Annotated in this window: 18 protein-coding genes and 1 other RNA gene; 7 read left to right on the top strand and 12 right to left on the bottom strand. The window is 63.4% G+C overall.

The annotated features are described in order from the left end of the window. Positions 1 to 44: 44 nt before the first annotated feature. From GJ698_RS24470 to pncB, 3 genes are all read left to right on the top strand, one after another. Positions 45 to 656, top strand: a complete 612-nt coding sequence (locus GJ698_RS24470) for an FMN-dependent NADH-azoreductase (RefSeq protein ID WP_154360480.1) — start codon at positions 45 to 47, stop codon at positions 654 to 656. Positions 657 to 724: 68 nt separating this feature from the next. After that, positions 725 to 1,630, top strand: a complete 906-nt coding sequence (locus GJ698_RS24465) for a cysteine hydrolase family protein (protein ID WP_154360479.1) — start codon at positions 725 to 727, stop codon at positions 1,628 to 1,630. Then, positions 1,627 to 2,820, top strand: coding sequence for a nicotinate phosphoribosyltransferase (gene pncB, locus GJ698_RS24460; RefSeq protein WP_154360478.1), 1,194 nt, complete (start codon positions 1,627 to 1,629; stop codon positions 2,818 to 2,820). Before GJ698_RS24465 ends, pncB begins: the two co-directional genes overlap by 4 nt. Positions 2,821 to 2,826: 6 nt before the next feature. Here the strand turns inward: pncB and GJ698_RS24455 are convergent, their stop codons facing one another. The 3 genes from GJ698_RS24455 to GJ698_RS24445 are packed head-to-tail and all read right to left on the bottom strand — an operon-like array spanning position 2,827 to position 4,145. Further along, positions 2,827 to 3,129: a hypothetical protein gene (locus GJ698_RS24455; RefSeq protein WP_154360477.1), complete on the bottom strand. Its 303-nt coding sequence runs from the start codon at positions 3,127 to 3,129 to the stop codon at positions 2,827 to 2,829. Positions 3,130 to 3,173: 44 nt separating this feature from the next. After that, a complete protein-coding gene (locus tag GJ698_RS24450; protein WP_154360476.1) occupies positions 3,174 to 3,473 on the bottom strand; it encodes an antibiotic biosynthesis monooxygenase family protein in 300 nt (99 codons plus the stop codon). A 27-nt stretch (positions 3,474 to 3,500) separates the two neighbouring features. Beyond that, complete coding sequence (locus tag GJ698_RS24445; RefSeq protein ID WP_154360475.1) at positions 3,501 to 4,145, bottom strand: TetR/AcrR family transcriptional regulator; 645 nt, start codon at positions 4,143 to 4,145, stop codon at positions 3,501 to 3,503. A gap of 170 nt (positions 4,146 to 4,315) precedes the next feature. On the opposite strand from GJ698_RS24445, the gene GJ698_RS24440 reads away from it, so the two are divergent. Further along, complete coding sequence (locus GJ698_RS24440) at positions 4,316 to 4,945, top strand: hypothetical protein (protein ID WP_154360474.1); 630 nt, start codon at positions 4,316 to 4,318, stop codon at positions 4,943 to 4,945. A 170-nt stretch (positions 4,946 to 5,115) separates the two neighbouring features. Then, positions 5,116 to 5,476, top strand: a transfer-messenger RNA (tmRNA) gene (gene ssrA / locus GJ698_RS24435). A gap of 63 nt (positions 5,477 to 5,539) precedes the next feature. Here ssrA and GJ698_RS24430 read toward each other — a convergent pair. From GJ698_RS24430 to GJ698_RS24415, 4 genes are all read right to left on the bottom strand, one after another. Further along, entirely contained in the window at positions 5,540 to 5,758 is a 219-nt protein-coding gene (locus GJ698_RS24430; protein WP_154360473.1) for a hypothetical protein, read from the bottom strand. After that, complete coding sequence (locus GJ698_RS24425; RefSeq protein WP_154360472.1) at positions 5,759 to 6,004, bottom strand: hypothetical protein; 246 nt, start codon at positions 6,002 to 6,004, stop codon at positions 5,759 to 5,761. A 251-nt stretch (positions 6,005 to 6,255) separates the two neighbouring features. Then, positions 6,256 to 6,720: a carboxymuconolactone decarboxylase family protein gene (locus GJ698_RS24420; RefSeq protein ID WP_154360471.1), complete on the bottom strand. Its 465-nt coding sequence runs from the start codon at positions 6,718 to 6,720 to the stop codon at positions 6,256 to 6,258. Positions 6,721 to 6,807: 87 nt separating this feature from the next. After that, entirely contained in the window at positions 6,808 to 7,680 is an 873-nt protein-coding gene (locus GJ698_RS24415; RefSeq protein WP_154360525.1) for an RNA polymerase sigma-70 factor, read from the bottom strand. A gap of 141 nt (positions 7,681 to 7,821) precedes the next feature. Here GJ698_RS24415 and GJ698_RS24410 point away from each other — a divergent pair, with 141 nt between their 5' ends. Continuing rightward, positions 7,822 to 9,093 (top strand): O-acetylhomoserine aminocarboxypropyltransferase/cysteine synthase family protein, encoded by a 1,272-nt coding sequence (locus GJ698_RS24410; protein WP_154360470.1) that lies wholly within the window; start codon positions 7,822 to 7,824, stop codon positions 9,091 to 9,093. Here GJ698_RS24410 and GJ698_RS24405 read toward each other — a convergent pair. The 5 genes from GJ698_RS24405 to ompA all read right to left on the bottom strand — a co-directional run bounded on the left by GJ698_RS24405 (position 9,090) and on the right by ompA (position 13,693). Next, entirely contained in the window at positions 9,090 to 10,184 is a 1,095-nt protein-coding gene (locus GJ698_RS24405) for a hypothetical protein (protein ID WP_154360469.1), read from the bottom strand. The genes GJ698_RS24410 and GJ698_RS24405 overlap by 4 nt on opposite strands. A gap of 106 nt (positions 10,185 to 10,290) precedes the next feature. Further along, positions 10,291 to 11,319, bottom strand: coding sequence for a hypothetical protein (locus GJ698_RS24400; protein WP_154360468.1), 1,029 nt, complete (start codon positions 11,317 to 11,319; stop codon positions 10,291 to 10,293). A 179-nt stretch (positions 11,320 to 11,498) separates the two neighbouring features. After that, positions 11,499 to 12,188 (bottom strand): HAD family hydrolase, encoded by a 690-nt coding sequence (locus GJ698_RS24395; RefSeq protein ID WP_154360467.1) that lies wholly within the window; start codon positions 12,186 to 12,188, stop codon positions 11,499 to 11,501. Next, positions 12,185 to 12,886, bottom strand: a complete 702-nt coding sequence (gene ubiG / locus GJ698_RS24390; protein WP_154360466.1) for a bifunctional 2-polyprenyl-6-hydroxyphenol methylase/3-demethylubiquinol 3-O-methyltransferase UbiG — start codon at positions 12,884 to 12,886, stop codon at positions 12,185 to 12,187. Before ubiG ends, GJ698_RS24395 begins: the two co-directional genes overlap by 4 nt. Positions 12,887 to 12,979: 93 nt before the next feature. After that, positions 12,980 to 13,693 (bottom strand): outer membrane protein OmpA, encoded by a 714-nt coding sequence (ompA, locus tag GJ698_RS24385; protein WP_154360465.1) that lies wholly within the window; start codon positions 13,691 to 13,693, stop codon positions 12,980 to 12,982. 403 nt (positions 13,694 to 14,096) lie between these two features. Here ompA and gyrA point away from each other — a divergent pair, with 403 nt between their 5' ends. Continuing rightward, positions 14,097 to 16,727, top strand: a complete 2,631-nt coding sequence (gene gyrA / locus GJ698_RS24380) for a DNA gyrase subunit A (RefSeq protein WP_154360464.1) — start codon at positions 14,097 to 14,099, stop codon at positions 16,725 to 16,727. The last annotated feature ends 26 nt before the right edge of the window (positions 16,728 to 16,753 follow it).

The raw sequence follows: 16,753 nt of genomic DNA, 5'->3' as shown, positions 1-16,753 counted from the left end.
TCGTTTTATGATCGCTGCATCCCTAACCGAAAGGAAACAGCATCATGGCAAACATCCTCCACATCGACAGCAGCGTGCGCAGCACCGGTTCCCTGACCCGCCAGCTGGGCGGCGAACTGATCGCCAAACTGAAAGCCGCCAATCCAGGCGCCACCGTGGTCACCCGCGACCTGGCCAACTCGCCCGTGCCGCACCTGACCGAGCAAATGATTGGCGCCTACTTCACGCCGGCTGACAAGCGCAACGCCGACCAGGCCCACACCATCAAGACCTCGGACACCCTGGTTGACGAACTGCTGGCCGCCGACACCATCGTCATCGGCGCGCCGATGTACAACTTCTCGGTCACCTCCGGCCTGAAAGCCTGGATCGACCACGTGGCCCGTGCCGGCCGCACCTTCCAGTACGGCGCCAACGGCCCTGAAGGCCTGGTCACCGGCAAGAAAGTCTACGTCTTCGTCGCCAGCGGCGGCGTCTACAGCACCGGCCCGGCCGCCGGCTACGACCACATCACCACCTACCTGCGTTCGGTGCTGGGCTTCCTGGGCATGACCGACGTTACCTTCATCCTGGCCGAAGGCGTGGCGATGGGCGAAGAAGCGGTGGCTGCCGCCGTCGCCAAGGGCCAGTCGCAGATCGACGCGATCGCTGCCTGAAGCCGGCACGCCGCAGCCGCCATGCCGGGGCTGCGGTATCATGCAGGCTTCACTCCATGGAGCCTGACATGAAACGGAATCTTCATCTGTTGATGATAGACCCGCAAAACGATTTTTGCGACCTGCCGGAAACTTACCGCCCGACCGATCCGGTCACCCGCCAGCCGCTGCTGCCGTCGCTGCCGGTGCCGGGCGCCCACCAGGACATGCTGCGCCTGGCTGGCCTGATCAACCGCGGCCGCGCCGGCATCAGCGCCATGAGCGTGACGCTCGACTCGCACCACCGCTTCGACATCGCCCACCCGACCTTCTGGATCGCCGCCGACGGCGCGCCGGTCGCACCGTTCACCGAAATCACCGCCGCCGAGGTGCGCGCCCGGAAATATGCGCCGCGCCACGCCGCCGCGCTGGCCATCGCGCTGAACTACCTGGACCGGCTGGAAGCGGCCGGCCGCTACACGCTGATGGTGTGGCCGGTGCACTGCGAGATCGGCAGCTGGGGCCACAACGTCCACGCCGACGTGCGCGCCGCCTACGGCCACTGGGAAGAAGCGTCGCTGGGCATCGTCGCCAAGCTGGCCAAGGGCTCCAATCCGTGGACCGAGCACTATTCCGCCGTGCAGGCCGAAGTGCCGGACGCCGACGACCCGGACACCCAGTTCAACACCAAATTCGTGCGTACGCTGGCCGAGGCCGACCGCATCTACGTGGCCGGCGAGGCCGGCAGCCACTGCGTCAAGGCGACGGTGGAACACATCGCCGACTACTTCGCCGAGCAGTACGGCCCGGCCTCGCTGGGCAAGCTGGTGCTGGTCACCGACTGCATCAGCCCGGTGACCGGCTTCGAGGCCCCGTACCAGGCCTTCCTGCAGGCGATGGCCGCGCGCGGCGTGCAGCTGATGCAGGCCGCCGACGTGCTGCCGGAACTGCTGGAGAACGCCGCCAGCGCTGACGATGCCGTGGAGCCCGCATGAAACAGCCCATCGTCCGCAGCCTGCTGGAGACGGACCTCTACAAATTCACCATGTGGCAGGCGCTGCTGCATGGCCATCCGCACGCCCACACCGAGTATGAATTCGTCTGCCGCAACACGCCGGCCTTCCCGCTGACCGAGCTGCTGCCCGAGGTCGAGCGCGAGCTGGACCACCTGTGCTCGATGAGCTTCACCGACGAGGAACTGAGCTACCTGCGCTCGCTGCGCTACATGAAGAGCGACTTCGTCGACTTCCTGACGGTGTTCCGCTTCCAGCGCAAGTTCATCGAGGTGCGCGCCGACGGCGACACGCTGGTGATCCACGCCACCGGGCCGCAGGTGCACGTGATGGGCTTTGAAATCTACGTGCTGTACATCGTCAACGAACTGTACTTCCGCCGCTTCGACCAGGCCGCCGCACTGGCCGAGGGCCGCGCGCGCCTGAGCGCCAAGATCGCCAGGCTGAAAGCCTTCGGCGCCGAGCCGGCGCGGCTGTATCCGTTCGAGGTGTCCGACTTCGGCACCCGCCGCCGCTTCTCGGGCGCGTGGCATGACGAAGTGGTGCAGCGGCTGGCGCGCGAGGTGCCGGAATACTTCAAGGGCACCTCCAACGTCTACCAGGCCATGAAGTTCGGCCTGATCCCGATCGGCACCATGGCGCATGAATACATGCAATCGTTCCAGGCCTTCGGCGTGCGCCTGCGCGATTTCCAGAAAGCCTCGCTGGAGGCGTGGGTGCAGGAATACCGTGGCGACCTCGGCGTCGCCCTGACGGACGTGGTGGGGATGGACGCCTTCCTCGACGACTTCGACCTGTACTTCGCCAAGCTGTTCGACGGCCTGCGCCACGATTCCGGCGACCCGGTGGTGTGGGGCGAGAAAGCCATCGCCCACTACGCCGCGCTGCGCATCGACGCCAAGACCAAGCGGCTGGTGTTCTCGGACGGCCTCAACCTCGACAGCGCCATCGCGCTGTACCGCCACTTCGCCGACCGCATCATGACCGGCTTCGGCATCGGCACGCACCTGACCAACGATGTCGGCCTGGCGCCGCTGAACATCGTCATGAAGCTGGTGTGCTGCAACGGCCAGTCGGTGGCCAAGCTGTCCGATTCGCCCGGCAAGACGCTGTGCAAGGACGAGACTTTCCTGGCCTATCTGCGCCAGGTGTTCAACCACCCGGCGCCGTAAGACGCGTCAGGCTTCGCTGGCGCCGTAGCTGCCGATGATGGCGTCGGCCTTGGCGCTGTCGTCCTCATCGTAGACATCGATCGACAGCATGGCGCCGGCGCGGTGGCGGGCGGCGGCCGCGGCGGCCGGACCGCCGGGCGTCAGCGCGTCCAGCAGATTGCCGACGGTGCTGGTGGCCACATCCGACGGCAGGGTGGTGTGCTTGGTCAGCTGCACGCTGGACTGCGGAAAGCCGCTGGCCAGCAGCGCGCTGCGGGCGCTCTCGGCGTCCGACAGCTGCGGGAAATTGCGGTGGATGGTACGGGACATGATGGCCTCCTGTTGCAGATTTTTATTAGGTTTTATGGTGGCGCTTAAAAGCCGGTGACGACGGGATCGAAATGCACCACGTTCGGCGGCCCGGCGAAGAAACCGCCGACCAGCGCGCGCCAGTCCTGGAAGGCGGCGCTGCCGCGGAAATCGACCGTATGGTTTTCCAGGGTCGACCATCCGATCACCAGATGATAGGTGTCCGGCGTTTCGATGGCGCGCTCCAGGCGCATCGACAGGCAGCCGGTGGCGGCGCGGAATAGCGGTACCGCCTGGGTGACGGCGGCCTCGAAGGCGGCGTGGGTGTCGGGCTTGATGGTAATGGCGGCGATCTCGTAAATCATGGGCGATCCTGGCAGTGAAGTAAGGCCCTATTGTGCCTCAACTGCGGCAGGCGTGCGCAGGATGAAACGCATCGCTTGGTGCGCCAGCTCGCGCACGTCGGCGCCGCTGCCGGGTTTGTACCACTGCACGGTCCAGTTCAGCGCGCCGAAGATCAGCAGGCGGTCGAACTGCGACGGCATGAGCCAGTCGCCGGAATGGTGCAGGGCGGCGATGGCGCGGTCCCACACCGCCTCGTAGCGGTCCTTCAGCGCGGTGATGCGTTCGCGCGAGTCCTCGTCCAGCGAACGCCACTCGTACAGCAGCACGGCGATGAAATGGTGGTCGGGCGCCAGCAGCGTGTGCAGATGGGCCTCGACCAGCCGGTGCAGCATGGCGCTGGGCGCCAGCGGCAGGGCGGCGATGGCCTCGACCTCGGCCAGCGAGCGCTGCATGCCTTGCTCCATGATCGCCGCCAGGATCTCCTGCTTGGTCTTGAAATGGTAAAACCAGCTGCCGGCCTGGATGCCGGCGGCGGCGGCGATGTCGCGCACCGTGGTGTTGTCATAGCCCTTGGTGCGGAACAGCTGGGCCGACTTCTCGATCAGCTCGGCGCGCAAGCCGCCGCTTTCCCCTTTCTGGGGCCGCCCGCGTTTTTTCGGGCGCTGGACGGCAGGGGCGGCAGCATCGGGCATGGCGGTCGGTTGCTGAAGTGATGACACTGTCATTCTAATGCCGGATTGCGCCAAATTCACAAAACCTGAAACAGTGTGCTGCGGCGCAACAACAGCCACACCTTTGTGCCAGATCATGCGCGGCGCAGATCGCCCTCCTAAGCTCGGCGCTAGGACAGGGGGATACCGCCATGCACGCACCCGCTCAGCTTGACAACCGCTATCGTGCTCACGAGGATGAGAATATGGACACCGACCGACTACTGACCGAGATGGGCAGCGGCTTCCGCGAGACCAATGCCCGGATCGACATGATGTACCGCGAATCCAGCGAGCGGATGGATTTGTTGCGTCGTGAGGTCAATGGCAACATTTCCGAGTTGCACAGGGAAGTGAGCGCCAAAATCGGCCGCACTGACGCAAGCATCGCCGAGCTGCGCAGGGAAGTGAACGCCAGAATCGACCGCACTGACGAAAGCATCACCGAGCTGCGTAGGGAAGTGAACGCCAGAATCGACCGCACTGACGAAAGCATCGCCGAGCTGCGTAGGGAAGTGAACGCCAGAATCGACCGCACTGACGAAAGCATCACCGAACTGCGCAGGGAGGTTACGGCCCGGATCGACCGTGTCGATGCCCGTATCGACGAGTTGCGCAAGGAGACACAGGAAAACTTCCGCTTGGTGGAGGCCAAAATCGAGCAATTGCGCAAGGAAACAGCCGCCCGTCTGGACGGCCTGGATCACCAGTTACGCTGGATGATCGGCATGATGCTGACCAGCATCCTCGGCATCGCCGGGCTGCTGATCAAGCTCATGTGAGGGAATTGGTGCCGGTATATTTCCCGACCGCCGGCGCCGGTAGTAGCCGCCCCGAGGGGCGCTAATTGGTGGTTCCATGTGAGAACTGCAGCTATCATAACGCCCGAATATGACGGGCGTTTGACGTGCGTGGCGGGGGCGTGCAAAGTACTGTAGAATAGAAGTTCTGTGGGGACGACCTGGTTTCGACGTGGGTTGCAAAGCAGAGCAGGGCATACCGAGGGCTGGTTACCTCGTAAATACACCCAGAAAATCAATAACTGCAAACGATAACTCGTACGCACTGGCAGCCTAAGGGCTGTTAGCTCCTAAACGCTTCTTCCCTGGGGCGGACCGTTAAAAGTCAAGGAGTCATTTACAGGGAATCGCGCTGCAACGGGTCACTTGAAGCCGCGCTAAATTTAAGGTGAATCGCTTGTATGTAACGTGCACATCCGTGCCATACCGGTTAAATTAAATGATAGTGCTAAGTATGTAGAACTGTCTGTGGAGTGCTTGCGGACGCGGGTTCGATTCCCGCCGTCTCCACCACTGGATTCAAAACAAAGGCCCCCTGCGCGCAAGCGCCGGGGGCCTTTGTTTTACACGCTATCGTTAGCGCATCAATGATTGAAGTCTTGGATCATCAGGTCTGAAGACTTCGCGGCAGTCGCCGTCGTAGAAGCAAATTTCGTCATCAGCCAGCAGTTCCTCGCGCCGCGCCCAGACGAGCACGCCGCATCTTTTCACGACCAAATGATTTTCGTAGCCCGTGGGCGGCATGATTCGAGCTAGAAACTCGGCAGCGGTTGGAGCCATGATAGGTGTGTTCATTTAGGATGCCTCCCGATGGTAATGGAAGTTGAGGCTCTTGGAAACACGTATCCAGAGATGGTGAAATAGTTCAATGTTCAGATATTGCAGTTGAAGCTGATTAGCTTTGAGCATAGCGTTGATTTCGTCAATCGCGAAAGGCGTTTCGTCTTTGATCGATTGTTCGATGATTGGCCATGCAGGCCATGCTTCGCCTGAATGCATGATATAGCGCCAGCGAGGAGCGACGGCGCGTAATTCAAGCAAAATGCGCCATTCTCATTAGAGTCGTTGCGGATGTTTTCTTCAAATTTCACAGCAGCTAAACGAACGGGCGTGGAAATATCAGGACTAACACGAGGGTAGTTTGGATCGTAAACTGAAAAATCCCATGAATTTTGCATGTTCAAAACCGAAAGGAAAGAATCGTTGCCATGTCGGTCACATGGTAAATCCTCGAATATGGATCGCTTTGACTAAACGCAGACCGGGCCTTTGCAGGCCCGTCACTTGTTAGCTTAGAAGCCCGGCGCCGGCACTTCCGGGATCTGGTTGTGCAGGCTGGCGTTGATGACGTTCCAACCGCGGATCACGGCAATGGCGTAGCTCAGTTCGGCGATTTCGTTGTCGGTGAAGTGTTCTTTCAGCTGCGCGAAATCATCGTCGGTCGGGTGTGTGTGGGGCAGGGCGTTGACGGCTTCGGCCCAGTTCAGCGCGGCGCGCTCCAGGGCGCTGAAGAACGGCGCTTCGCGCCAGCCGGCGATGGCGTTCAGGTGGCGCGGTTCGGCGCCTTGCTTGATCAGGTCGCGCCAGTGCATGTCGACGCAGACGCCGCAGCCGTTGATTTGCGACACGCGCAGGTTGATCAGTTCCACCAGCCGCACGCCAAGCGAGCTTTTCTTGACCGAGGCGGACAGCGCGATCATCGCCTGCAAATTCGCAGGGGCGAGTTGGAACAGTGGAATACGGGCAGCTTGGTTCATGATGGTGTCTTTCACAGAAGTGGAGGGCACACCATTGCGCCCTCTATACCCTGTAAGACGGGGCGGCTAGGCTTGCTGTGACAGCTTTCAGAAAATAGTTTGCGGCACACCCGTCAGCTTGTCCGGGTTGCGGACGATGAACACGGCCACGATGCGGCCGTCCTCGATCAGGAACGACTGCGCCGATTCCAGCTTGCCGCCGACATAGCGCACCAGCCCCGGCCCGCCGTTGACGCGGGCGGCGCGGTATGCCACCTGCTGCGGATACTGGTGCTCCAGCGACCAGAACGATCCGGCCACGCGGCCGGCGCCGTGCAGCACGCGCAGGTAAGAGTTGACCTTGCCGCCGCCGTCGGCCACCAGCTGCACATCGTCGGCCAGCATCGATTTCATGGCGTCGCGGTCGCCGACCTGGGCGGCGGCGATGAAGCGGCCCAGCAGCGCGTGGTGCTGCGCCTTCGGCACGGCGAAGCGCGGTTTCTGCTGCTGCACGCGCTCCTGCGCCCGGTGCACCATCTGCCGGCACGCCGCTTCGCTCTTGCCCAGCACGCTGGCGATCTCGCCGTAGTCCTGCTCGAACACCTGGCGCATCAGGAACGCCGCCCGCTCCTCGGGCGACAGCCGCTCCAGCACCCACAGCAGCGCCATCGACACCTCGCTGGCCATTTCCGCATGGCTTTCCGGCGTGTGTTCGTCCAGCTCGACGATCGGTTCCGGCAGCCACCAGCCGACATAGGCCTCGCGCTCGGCCAGCCGCGAGCGCAGGCGGTCAATCGCCAGCCGGGTGGTGATGGTCACCAGCCAGGCCTCGGCCGACTGCACCGCGTTCTGCGCGCTGCCGTGCCAGCGCAGCCAGGCGTCCTGCACCACGTCTTCGGCGTCGGCGCGGGTGCCCAGCATGCGGTAGGCGATCGAGAACAGGCGCGGCCGCAGGGCCGCAAAGGTGGGGGTGTCGGTCATCATGAACTTTAGACGTGCCAGCCGGTCAGTTTGTGACAAGCATAGCTTATCCAGATTGCGCATTTGCTTTTTTGGAATCATTCGTGGCCCCGGCCGCCGATTCCCGCTACCTTTTCATCCACCACCGACCAAGGAGACAGCATGAAACTGGAAACCATTGCCGTGCACGGCGGCTACAGCCCGGACCCGACCACGCGCGCGGTCGCCGTGCCAATCTACCAGACCGTCGCCTACGCCTTCGACGACACCCAGCACGGCGCCGACCTGTTCGACCTGAAAGTGCAGGGCAACATCTACACGCGCATCATGAATCCGACGCAGAACGTGCTGGAACAGCGCGTCGCCGCACTGGAAGGCGGCGTGGCCGCGCTGGCGCTGGCGTCCGGCCAGGCCGCCGTCACCTACGCCATCCAGACCATCGCCGAGGCCGGCGACAACATCGTTTCCGCCTCCACCTTGTACGGCGGCACCTACAATCTGTTCGCCCACACGCTGCCGCAGTTCGGCATCAGCACCCGCTTTGCCGATCCGCGCGACCCGGGCTCGTTCGCCGCGCTGATCGACGAGCGCACCAAGGCGGTGTTCATCGAATCGATCGGCAACCCGCTGGGCAACGTCACCGACATCGCCGCGCTTGCCGCCGTGGCCCACGCGCACGGCGTGCCGCTGATCGTCGACAACACCGTCGCCACGCCGTATCTGCTGCGCCCGATCGAGCATGGCGCCGACATCGTCGTCCATTCGCTGACCAAGTACCTGGGCGGCCACGGCAATTCGATCGGCGGCGCCATCGTCGATTCCGGCAAGTTCCCATGGGCCGAGCACAAGCAGCGCTTCAAGCGCCTCAACGAACCGGACGTGTCGTACCACGGCGTGGTCTACACCGAGGCGCTGGGCCCGGCCGCCTACATCGGCCGCGCGCGCGTGGTGCCGTTGCGGAACACCGGCGCGGCGCTGTCGCCGTTCAACGCCTTCCTGCTGCTGCAGGGGATAGAAACGCTGGCGCTGCGCATGGAGCGCATCGTCGACAACACGCTGAAGGTGGCGCACTACCTGCGCCGCCACGCCAAGGTCAAGTGGGTCAATTACGCCGGGCTGGACGACCACCAGGATTACGCGCTGGCGGTCAAATACCTGGGCGGCCGGCCGTCCGGCGTGCTGACCTTCGGCGTGGAAGGGGGCGTGGAGGGCGGCGCGCGCTTCCAGGACGCGCTGCAGCTGTTCACGCGCCTGGTCAACATCGGCGACGCCAAGTCGCTGGCCTGCCATCCGGCGTCGACCACCCACCGCCAGCTCAACGAGGAAGAGCTGGCCAGGGCGGGCGTGACGGTGGATACCGTGCGGCTGTCGATCGGCATCGAGCACAGCGACGATCTGCTGGCCGACCTGGAGCAGGCGCTGGCGGCGGTCTAGGACTTGGCGGTCTTGTCCGGCACGCGCGTGATCAGCACATTGCCGTTGACGATGGTGCAGTCGATGATGTGGCTGCGCGAGGTGCCGGCGTGGCGCGAATACAGGTCGTGGTACTTGCCCGATTCCTCCAGGCGCAGGTCGATGCGGAAGCTTTCCAGGTTGTTGGTCAGCGCCACCTCGGCCACGCGCTGGCGGCGCACGTCGGCTTCCTTGTCGGTGCGGCCGTGCATTTCCGGGCCTTCGAAATAGCGGATCAGCGCGCACTCGATGACGTCGATGCGGTCCTTCAGCAGCACGTCGGCCGCCACCGGATTCTGGTTCACTTCCAGCTCGGCCGGATCGCCGTCGGCCGACATCACCTCGACGTTCATGCGCTGGATCAGCAGCAGCATGTCGTTGTCTTCGCTGAACTTCTGGTGCACGCGCTGCACCGGCATCAGGCGCGCGCGCGCCAGGCGGCCGCGCGGGTCCTTGGTCTGGCCGACGTACTGCACCTCGGTGGCGTAGTTCAGATTGTTCTCGTAGCGCTGCAGCACGTCGTGGATCGACAGCGCCTCGACCAGGCCGCCCCAGTTGAGCGTGATGAAGCGGTCGGTCATCACCACCGACGGCTTTTTCAGCGTGGCGGCAAACGGCACTTCCAGCTCGATGGTCAGCGATTCCTTCTTCTCCTCCGGCCCCACCAGCAGCGGCACGGTCAGCTTCAGCGAGAAGAAGGCCCAGCTGGTGTTGCGCGTCGTGTCGAAGCGCACCCGCGGGCGGTTGACGGCGAAATAGATCAGCCGCTTCTCGCTGGTCGCTTCCAGGTCGAACTGCATGCGGCGCAAATGGCGGCCGACCGGATCGCGGATGTCCGGCACTTCCGGAAAACCGGCGATCAGGTCGTACCAGTGGAATTTGGCGTCGGCCACGGTGACCACCCAGGTCTGCGGCGCGGCGGTGCGCTGCGGCATCAGGGGCAGCAGCTCTTCCATTTCGTCCGGCGGCGGCGCCACCAGATCGAGGAAGGGCTCCGGCCCCTCGTCGAACAGCGCGCCGATGCCCAGCTCTTCCGGCGACGGATCTGGATAATCGTCGTCGTCATTGCTCATGTGCGCGCTCCAAGTGTGTCATAGTCTGGTGATTATAGTGCTTCCACCGTGTTATTTCCATGGGGAAATATGCCGGGCATCAAGAACCCACCCAATGTAACACTACTCAGGCCTTGCCGCCCTTGACCGGTGGCGGCAGTGGCATTGGCGCAACCTGGGCCTGGCCGTCGGCCACGAAGCAGCTCAAAAGATGGCGTTTGGCGGCGTCGACCGACTCCGAGCACAGGTAGTTATAGCAGCCGGTGCCGGGCAGTTCCAGGTCGATGGTGTACTGCACCAGGTGGTTGTTGGCCTGCACCGCGGTCAGGCGCTCGCTGCGCGCCTTGCGCTCGTCGGCCTGGCGCCAGCGCGGATTGCTGCCTTCGAAGTAACGGATCAGCGCCGCCTCGATGGCGTCCATGCGTTCGGCCTGCAGGATGTCGGCCACCAGCGGATGCTCGTTGTGCGCCAGCGCCGCGGCGTCGCCCTCGGCGCAATGGACTTCAACCTCCAGGCCCAGCACCAGGATCAGCGTGTCGTAGTCCATGCCGAACTGCGCGCGCAGCTTGTGCATGGCGTTCAGCCGGCCCTTGCCGAGCCGGCCTTCCGGGTCGCGCGTCTGGCCGACATACGCCACCTTGCTGGGCAGCTTGAGGGTGTGGGCATAGCGTTGCAGCAGGTCGTGGACCGAGAACACCTCGACCAGGCCGCCCCAGTTGAGGCTGATGAAGTTCTCGGTCAGGATCACGGTCGGCTTTTTCATGGTGGCCGCGAACGGCACCTTGAGCTCGACCGTGATGCTGTCCTTGCGCGCCTCGGCGCCCAGCAGCAGCGGCAGCGTCAGCCTGAGCGAGAAAAAGCCCCATTGCACCACGCCGGTGATGTCGAAGCGCACCCGCGGCCGGGTGACGGCGAGGAACAGGTGGCGCTTTTCCGCCGTCGCCTCCAGCTCGAACTGCATGCGCCGCATGTAGCGGCCGATCGGGTCGCGGATGTCGGGTTTTTCGGCGAAGCCGGCGATCAGGTCGTACCAATGGTATTTGGCATCGCTGACGCGCACCATCCAGCTCTGCGGCGCGGTCGTGCGCTGCGGCAAGGAGGCAAATGAATCAGAGTACGGCTGCGGGTTTTGGGCAGCCTGCTCAGGAGTATTCATGATGGTCCTGGTAGGAAAGTTGGGTGTCGGGATGACTGCCTTGCTTTCCTATCAGCGAGGGTTTGGCTTGCAGGAAATAAGTAATGCTACGCAGTCCTGCGGGAGACTACGCTGAATATATCCGTGCGGCAACAGGAATTGCGAGTTTGATTCCTTAAAACAACAAAGTTGGCATAGTGCTATGCCGCCAGCGCCCCGGCCGCCAGCGCGGCTTGCAGCAACGCCAGCAGTTCGGCCGGCTGCTGGAACAGGTAATCGGCTTCCCAGTGCTGCGGTTCGGTGGCGCCGCAATAGCCCCAGCCGCAGGCGATGGTCAGCATGCCGGCCGCCTTGCCGGCCTGGATGTCGCGCAGGTCGTCGCCGACATACCAGCACTGGCCGGGCGCCAGCTTGAGGCGGCTGGCCGCTTCCAGCAGCGGCGCCGGGTGCGGCTTGGCGTGCGCCGTGGTGTCGCCCGAAATCGCGCAGGCCGCGTGGCCCAGGCCGATCTGCGGCAGCAGCGGGTCGGTGAAGCGCTGCGACTTGTTGGTGACGATGCCCCATTGCAGCCCGGCCGCCTCGATGCCGGCCAGCAGCTCGGGGATGCCGTCGAACAGGCGGCTGTGCACCGCCATGGCCGCTTCGTAGTTGCTGAAGAAGCCGTCGCGCAGTGCCAGGTAGCCGTCGTCGTCCGGCGTCAGGCCGAACGAAGCGCCGATCATGCCGCGCGCGCCGGCCGAGGCGGTCGGGCGCAGGATCTCGTAGGCGGTCGGCGCCAGGCCGCGCGCGCTGCGCAGCAGGTTGACGGCGGCGGCCAGGTCGGGCGCGGTGTCGGCCAGGGTGCCGTCCAGGTCGAACAGGATGGCGCGTGGGGCGGCGGGCGTGCTCATGATTCCAGCGGGCGGCGCGCGGCCACCAGGTAGTTGACGCTGGTGTCGTCGTTGAGCGAGTAGATCTTGGTCAGCGGGTTGTAGCCCATGCCCTTGAAGCCGGCCACGTCCAGGCCGGCGCTGCGGATGTACTGCGACAGCTCGGACGGGGTGATGAACTTGTCGTAGTCGTGGGTGCCTTTCGGCAGCATGCGCAGCAGGTATTCGGCGCCGATCACGGCAAACAGATAGGCTTTCGGATTGCGGTTCAGCGTCGAGAAGAACACGTGGCCGCCCGGCTTCACCAGCGTGGCGGCGGCGCGCACGATGGCGCCCGGGTCCGGCACGTGTTCCAGCATTTCCATGCAGGTCACGACGTCGTACTGGCCGGCTTCCTGCGCCGCCATGTCTTCGGCGGCGATCAGCTTGTAGCGCACCTGCACGCCGGATTCCAGCGAGTGCAGGTCGGCCACTTTCAGCGCTTTTTCGCCGAGGTCGATGCCGGTGACGGTGGCGCCCTTGCGCGCCATCGATTCCGACAGGATGCCGCCGCCGCAGCCGATGTCGATCACGTTCTTGCCGGCCAGCGGGGCGCGGGCGTTGATCCATTCCAGGCGCAGCGGGTTGATTTCGTGCAGCGGGCGGAATTCCGAGGTCGGGTCCCACCAGCGGTGGGCGAGTTCGGCGAATTTTTGCAGTTCTAATGGATCAGCGTTCATGGCAACGATTTAAAAAGACTAATCCCGCTATTCTAAAGCAGCGGATAAAAAAAAGCCCCGCAGAGCGGGGCTTCCTGTGTGGAACGCAGCGAATTACTTGCTGGTGCCGACTACTTCGATTTCTACGCGACGGTTTTTGGCGCGGCCTTCGGCGGTTTTGTTGTCCGCTACAGGTTGTTTCTCGCCTTTGCCTTCGGTGTACACGCGGTTGGCTTCAACGCCTTTGGAGATGATGTAGGCCTTGACAGCTTCAGCGCGGCGTACCGACAGCTTCTGGTTGTACTCGTCGGTGCCCACGGAGTCGGTGTGGCCGACAGCGATGATCACTTCCAGGTTGATCGAACCCAGTTTCGAGGTCAGGTCGTCCAGCTTGGCTTTGCCTTCTGGTTTCAGCACGGCCTTGTCGAAGTCGAAGAAGGCGTCAGCGGCGAAGCTTACTTTTTGTGCGGTTGGCATTGGTACTGGAGCCGGTGCTGGCGCAGGTGCCGGGGCTGGTGCCGGAGCAACTGGCGGTGGTGGCGGCGGTGCGACGCATTTGCCGTTTTCCAGCTTCTCTGGCTCGACGCAGATCGGCAGATCGCAACCTGGCACGGCGTCAGCCGGGGTCCAGTAGCCGGTGCGCCAGCACAGGCCGAACGGGTCACGGGCGATGATGCCGCGTGCATCTTGCACGTAGGCGCTCTTAGGCGTCGACGCCTTGATGTCCTGGGTGACGGGAGCATATGGAGGGGCGGTCGGCGCAGTCTGCGCAATAGCCGAACCAGCGAATGCAGCGGTAATAGCCAGCATCGAAATCAGTTTTTTCATATTTTTGTTCCTTTCGGGGGTGATATCCGCAGAATAACTGCGCGACGTATGTTGCGTGAGCGAATTCTACCACGCAGGGGCGTCACACTCGTTTCCCGCTTGCGAATCAAGCAATTGACTTCTCGTCCATTTTGCCACAAGCAATCCACATCGATAAAAAAGCTCCAACATGGCGCCATTTCGCGTTCAACCAAAATGTTGTTTTGTTGCAACGTGATTGTCGATAATAATTGAGTAATGTGTCATGAATATTACAACTTGTTACCGTGCGCAGCATGTTGCAATACCGCATGATTGCAGGCCCGACGCGGAAATCCGCTAGTTGCCTTGCGCGCATGCTAAAATCGACCGCTTGCCTGTCTCTTGGGAGAGGCTTAATAAACCACAGTAAAACGACCGGCCAATGGATCAATTCGCAAAAGAAACAATCCCTATTTCACTCGAAGAAGAGATGCGCAAGAGCTACCTCGATTACGCCATGAGCGTGATCGTCGGCCGCGCCTTGCCGGATGTGCGTGACGGCCTCAAGCCTGTGCACCGCCGGGTCTTGTACTCGATGCACGAATCGAATTACGTCTGGAACCGCGCTTACGTCAAATGCGCGCGCGTGGTCGGCGACACCATGGGTAAATACCACCCGCACGGTGACGCCTCGATCTACGACACGCTGGTGCGCATGGCGCAGGACTTCTCGCTGCGCTACATGCTGGTCGACGGCCAGGGCAACTTCGGCTCGGTCGACGGCGACGGCGCGGCAGCCATGCGTTACACCGAGTGCCGCCTCGACAAGATTTCCAGCGAACTGCTGGCCGACATCGACAAGGACACGGTCGACTTCCAGCCCAACTACGATGGCAAGGAAAAAGAACCGACGGTGCTGCCGACCCGCATCCCCAACCTGCTGATCAACGGCTCGTCCGGTATCGCGGTGGGCATGGCGACCAATATTCCGCCGCACAACCTGCATGAAGTGATCGCCGGCGCGCTGCACGTGCTGAACAATCCCGACTGCTCGATCGACGAGCTGATCGAACTGATCCCGGCGCCGGACTTCCCGACCGGCGGCACCATCTACGGCGTCTCCGGCGTGCGCGACGGCTACCGCACCGGCCGCGGCCGTGTGGTGATGCGCGCCAAGACCCACTACGAAGAGTACGGCAAGGACGGCGGCCGCACGGCCATCATCGTTGACGAGCTGCCGTACCAGGTCAACAAGAAATCGCTGCTGGAACGCATCGCCGAAAACGTCCGCGACAAGAAGCTGGACGGCATCTCCGACATCCGCGACGAGTCCGACAAGTCGGGCATGCGCGTGGTGATCGAGCTGAAACGCGGCGAAGTGCCGGAAGTGGTGCTGAACAACCTGTACAAACAGACCCAGCTGCAAGACACCTTCGGCATGAACATGGTGGCGCTGGTCGACGGCCAGCCGAAGCTGCTGAACCTGAAGGAAATGCTGTCGTGCTTCCTGTCGCACCGCCGCGAAGTGGTCACCCGCCGCACCGTGTTCGAGCTGCGCAAGGCGCGCGAGCGCGGCCACGTGCTGGAAGGCCTGGCGGTGGCGCTGGCCAACATCGATGAATTCATCGCCCTGATCAAGGCGGCGCCGACGCCGCCGGTGGCGAAAGCGGCCCTGATGGACCGTTCGTGGGATTCGTCGCTGGTGCGCGAAATGCTGGCCCGTACCAGCGAAGGCAGCACCATCGGCGGCATCGAGGCGTTCCGTCCCGAGCACCTGCCGAAGCACTACGGCATCCAGGCCGACGGCATGTACCGCCTGTCGGACGACCAGGCGCAAGAGATTCTGCAGATGCGCCTGCAACGCCTGACCGGCCTGGAACAGGACAAGATCGTCAACGAGTACAAGGACGTGATGGCGGAAATCGCCGACCTGCTGGACATCCTGGCCACGCCGTCGCGCGTGACCACCATCATCACCGAGGAAATGACCTCGGTGGTGACCGAGTTCGGCGACCCGGCCAAGGATCCGCGCCGTTCCAACATCGAGCACAACGCCAGCGACCTGAACACCGAAGACCTGATCACGCCGCAGGACATGGTGGTGACCCTGTCGCACACCGGTTACATGAAGGCGCAGCCGATTTCCGAGTACCGCGCGCAGAAACGCGGCGGCCGCGGCAAGCAGGCCATGGCGACCAAGGATGAGGACTGGATCGACCAGCTGTTCATCGCCAACACGCACGACTACATCCTGTGCTTCTCCAACCGCGGCCGGCTGTACTGGCTGAAGGTGTGGGAAGTGCCGCAAGGCTCGCGCAACTCGCGCGGCAAGCCGATCGTCAACATGTTCCCATTGGCGGACAACGAGAAGATCACGGTCATCCTGCCGCTGTCGGGCGAAAACCGCACCTTCCCGGAAGACCACTACGTCTTCATGTCGACCAGCCTGGGCACCGTGAAGAAAACGCCGCTGAAGGACTTCAGCAATCCACGCAAGGCCGGCATCATCGCGGTCGACCTGGACGAGGGCGATTTCCTGATCGGCGCCGCGCTGACCGACGGCGAACACGATGTGATGCTGTTCTCCGACGCCGGCAAGGCGGTGCGCTTCGACGAGAACGACGTGCGTCCGATGGGCCGCAACGCCCGCGGCGTGCGCGGCATGAACCTCGACGACGGCCAGCGCGTGATCGCGCTGCTGGTGGCGGAAAACGAGCAGCAGTCGGTGCTGACCGCGACCGAGAACGGCTTCGGCAAGCGTACGCCGATCACCGAGTACACCCGTCACGGCCGTGGCACCAAGGGCATGATCGCGATCCAGACCTCCGAGCGTAACGGCCGCGTGGTGGCCGCGACGCTGGTCGATTCGACCGACGAGATCATGCTGATCACCACCGGCGGTGTGCTGATCCGCACCCGCGTGTCGGAGATCCGCGAGATGGGCCGCGCGACCCAGGGCGTGACCCTGATCGCGGTGGAGGACGGCACCAAGCTGTCCGGCCTGCAGCGCGTGGTGGAGACGGACATTGACGAAGTCGAACTGGAACCGGGCCCGGATTCAGCCGCCGAGTAACGTTCAACGCCGTTGAGCCAGCGGGG

Origin of the sequence: Duganella aquatilis, from assembly GCF_009674565.1 — a bacterium.
In the GTDB taxonomy this organism is placed as follows: domain Bacteria; phylum Pseudomonadota; class Gammaproteobacteria; order Burkholderiales; family Burkholderiaceae_D; genus Rugamonas; species Rugamonas aquatilis.
This window is presented reverse-complemented; position numbering and strand designations above follow the sequence as displayed.

Bases quoted from the DNA above. Each gene is read 5' to 3' on its own strand.
- GJ698_RS24405 (WP_154360469.1), bottom strand. From the start codon at position 10,184: ATGAGCAATGACGACGACGATTATCCAGATCCGTCGCCGGAAGAGCTG.
- GJ698_RS24455 (WP_154360477.1), bottom strand. From the start codon at position 3,129: ATGTCCCGTACCATCCACCGCAATTTCCCGCAGCTGTCGGACGCCGAG.
- GJ698_RS24400 (WP_154360468.1), bottom strand. From the start codon at position 11,319: ATGAATACTCCTGAGCAGGCTGCCCAAAACCCGCAGCCGTACTCTGAT.
- gyrA (WP_154360464.1), top strand. From the start codon at position 14,097: ATGGATCAATTCGCAAAAGAAACAATCCCTATTTCACTCGAAGAAGAG.
- ubiG (WP_154360466.1), bottom strand. From the start codon at position 12,886: ATGAACGCTGATCCATTAGAACTGCAAAAATTCGCCGAACTCGCCCAC.
- GJ698_RS24445 (WP_154360475.1), bottom strand. From the start codon at position 4,145: ATGCCCGATGCTGCCGCCCCTGCCGTCCAGCGCCCGAAAAAACGCGGG.
- GJ698_RS24470 (WP_154360480.1), top strand. From the start codon at position 45: ATGGCAAACATCCTCCACATCGACAGCAGCGTGCGCAGCACCGGTTCC.
- ompA (WP_154360465.1), bottom strand. From the start codon at position 13,693: ATGAAAAAACTGATTTCGATGCTGGCTATTACCGCTGCATTCGCTGGT.
- GJ698_RS24420 (WP_154360471.1), bottom strand. From the start codon at position 6,720: ATGAACCAAGCTGCCCGTATTCCACTGTTCCAACTCGCCCCTGCGAAT.
- GJ698_RS24440 (WP_154360474.1), top strand. From the start codon at position 4,316: ATGCACGCACCCGCTCAGCTTGACAACCGCTATCGTGCTCACGAGGAT.
- GJ698_RS24430 (WP_154360473.1), bottom strand. From the start codon at position 5,758: ATGAACACACCTATCATGGCTCCAACCGCTGCCGAGTTTCTAGCTCGA.
- pncB (WP_154360478.1), top strand. From the start codon at position 1,627: ATGAAACAGCCCATCGTCCGCAGCCTGCTGGAGACGGACCTCTACAAA.
- GJ698_RS24395 (WP_154360467.1), bottom strand. From the start codon at position 12,188: ATGAGCACGCCCGCCGCCCCACGCGCCATCCTGTTCGACCTGGACGGC.
- GJ698_RS24465 (WP_154360479.1), top strand. From the start codon at position 725: ATGAAACGGAATCTTCATCTGTTGATGATAGACCCGCAAAACGATTTT.
- GJ698_RS24410 (WP_154360470.1), top strand. From the start codon at position 7,822: ATGAAACTGGAAACCATTGCCGTGCACGGCGGCTACAGCCCGGACCCG.
- GJ698_RS24450 (WP_154360476.1), bottom strand. From the start codon at position 3,473: ATGATTTACGAGATCGCCGCCATTACCATCAAGCCCGACACCCACGCC.
- GJ698_RS24415 (WP_154360525.1), bottom strand. From the start codon at position 7,680: ATGACCGACACCCCCACCTTTGCGGCCCTGCGGCCGCGCCTGTTCTCG.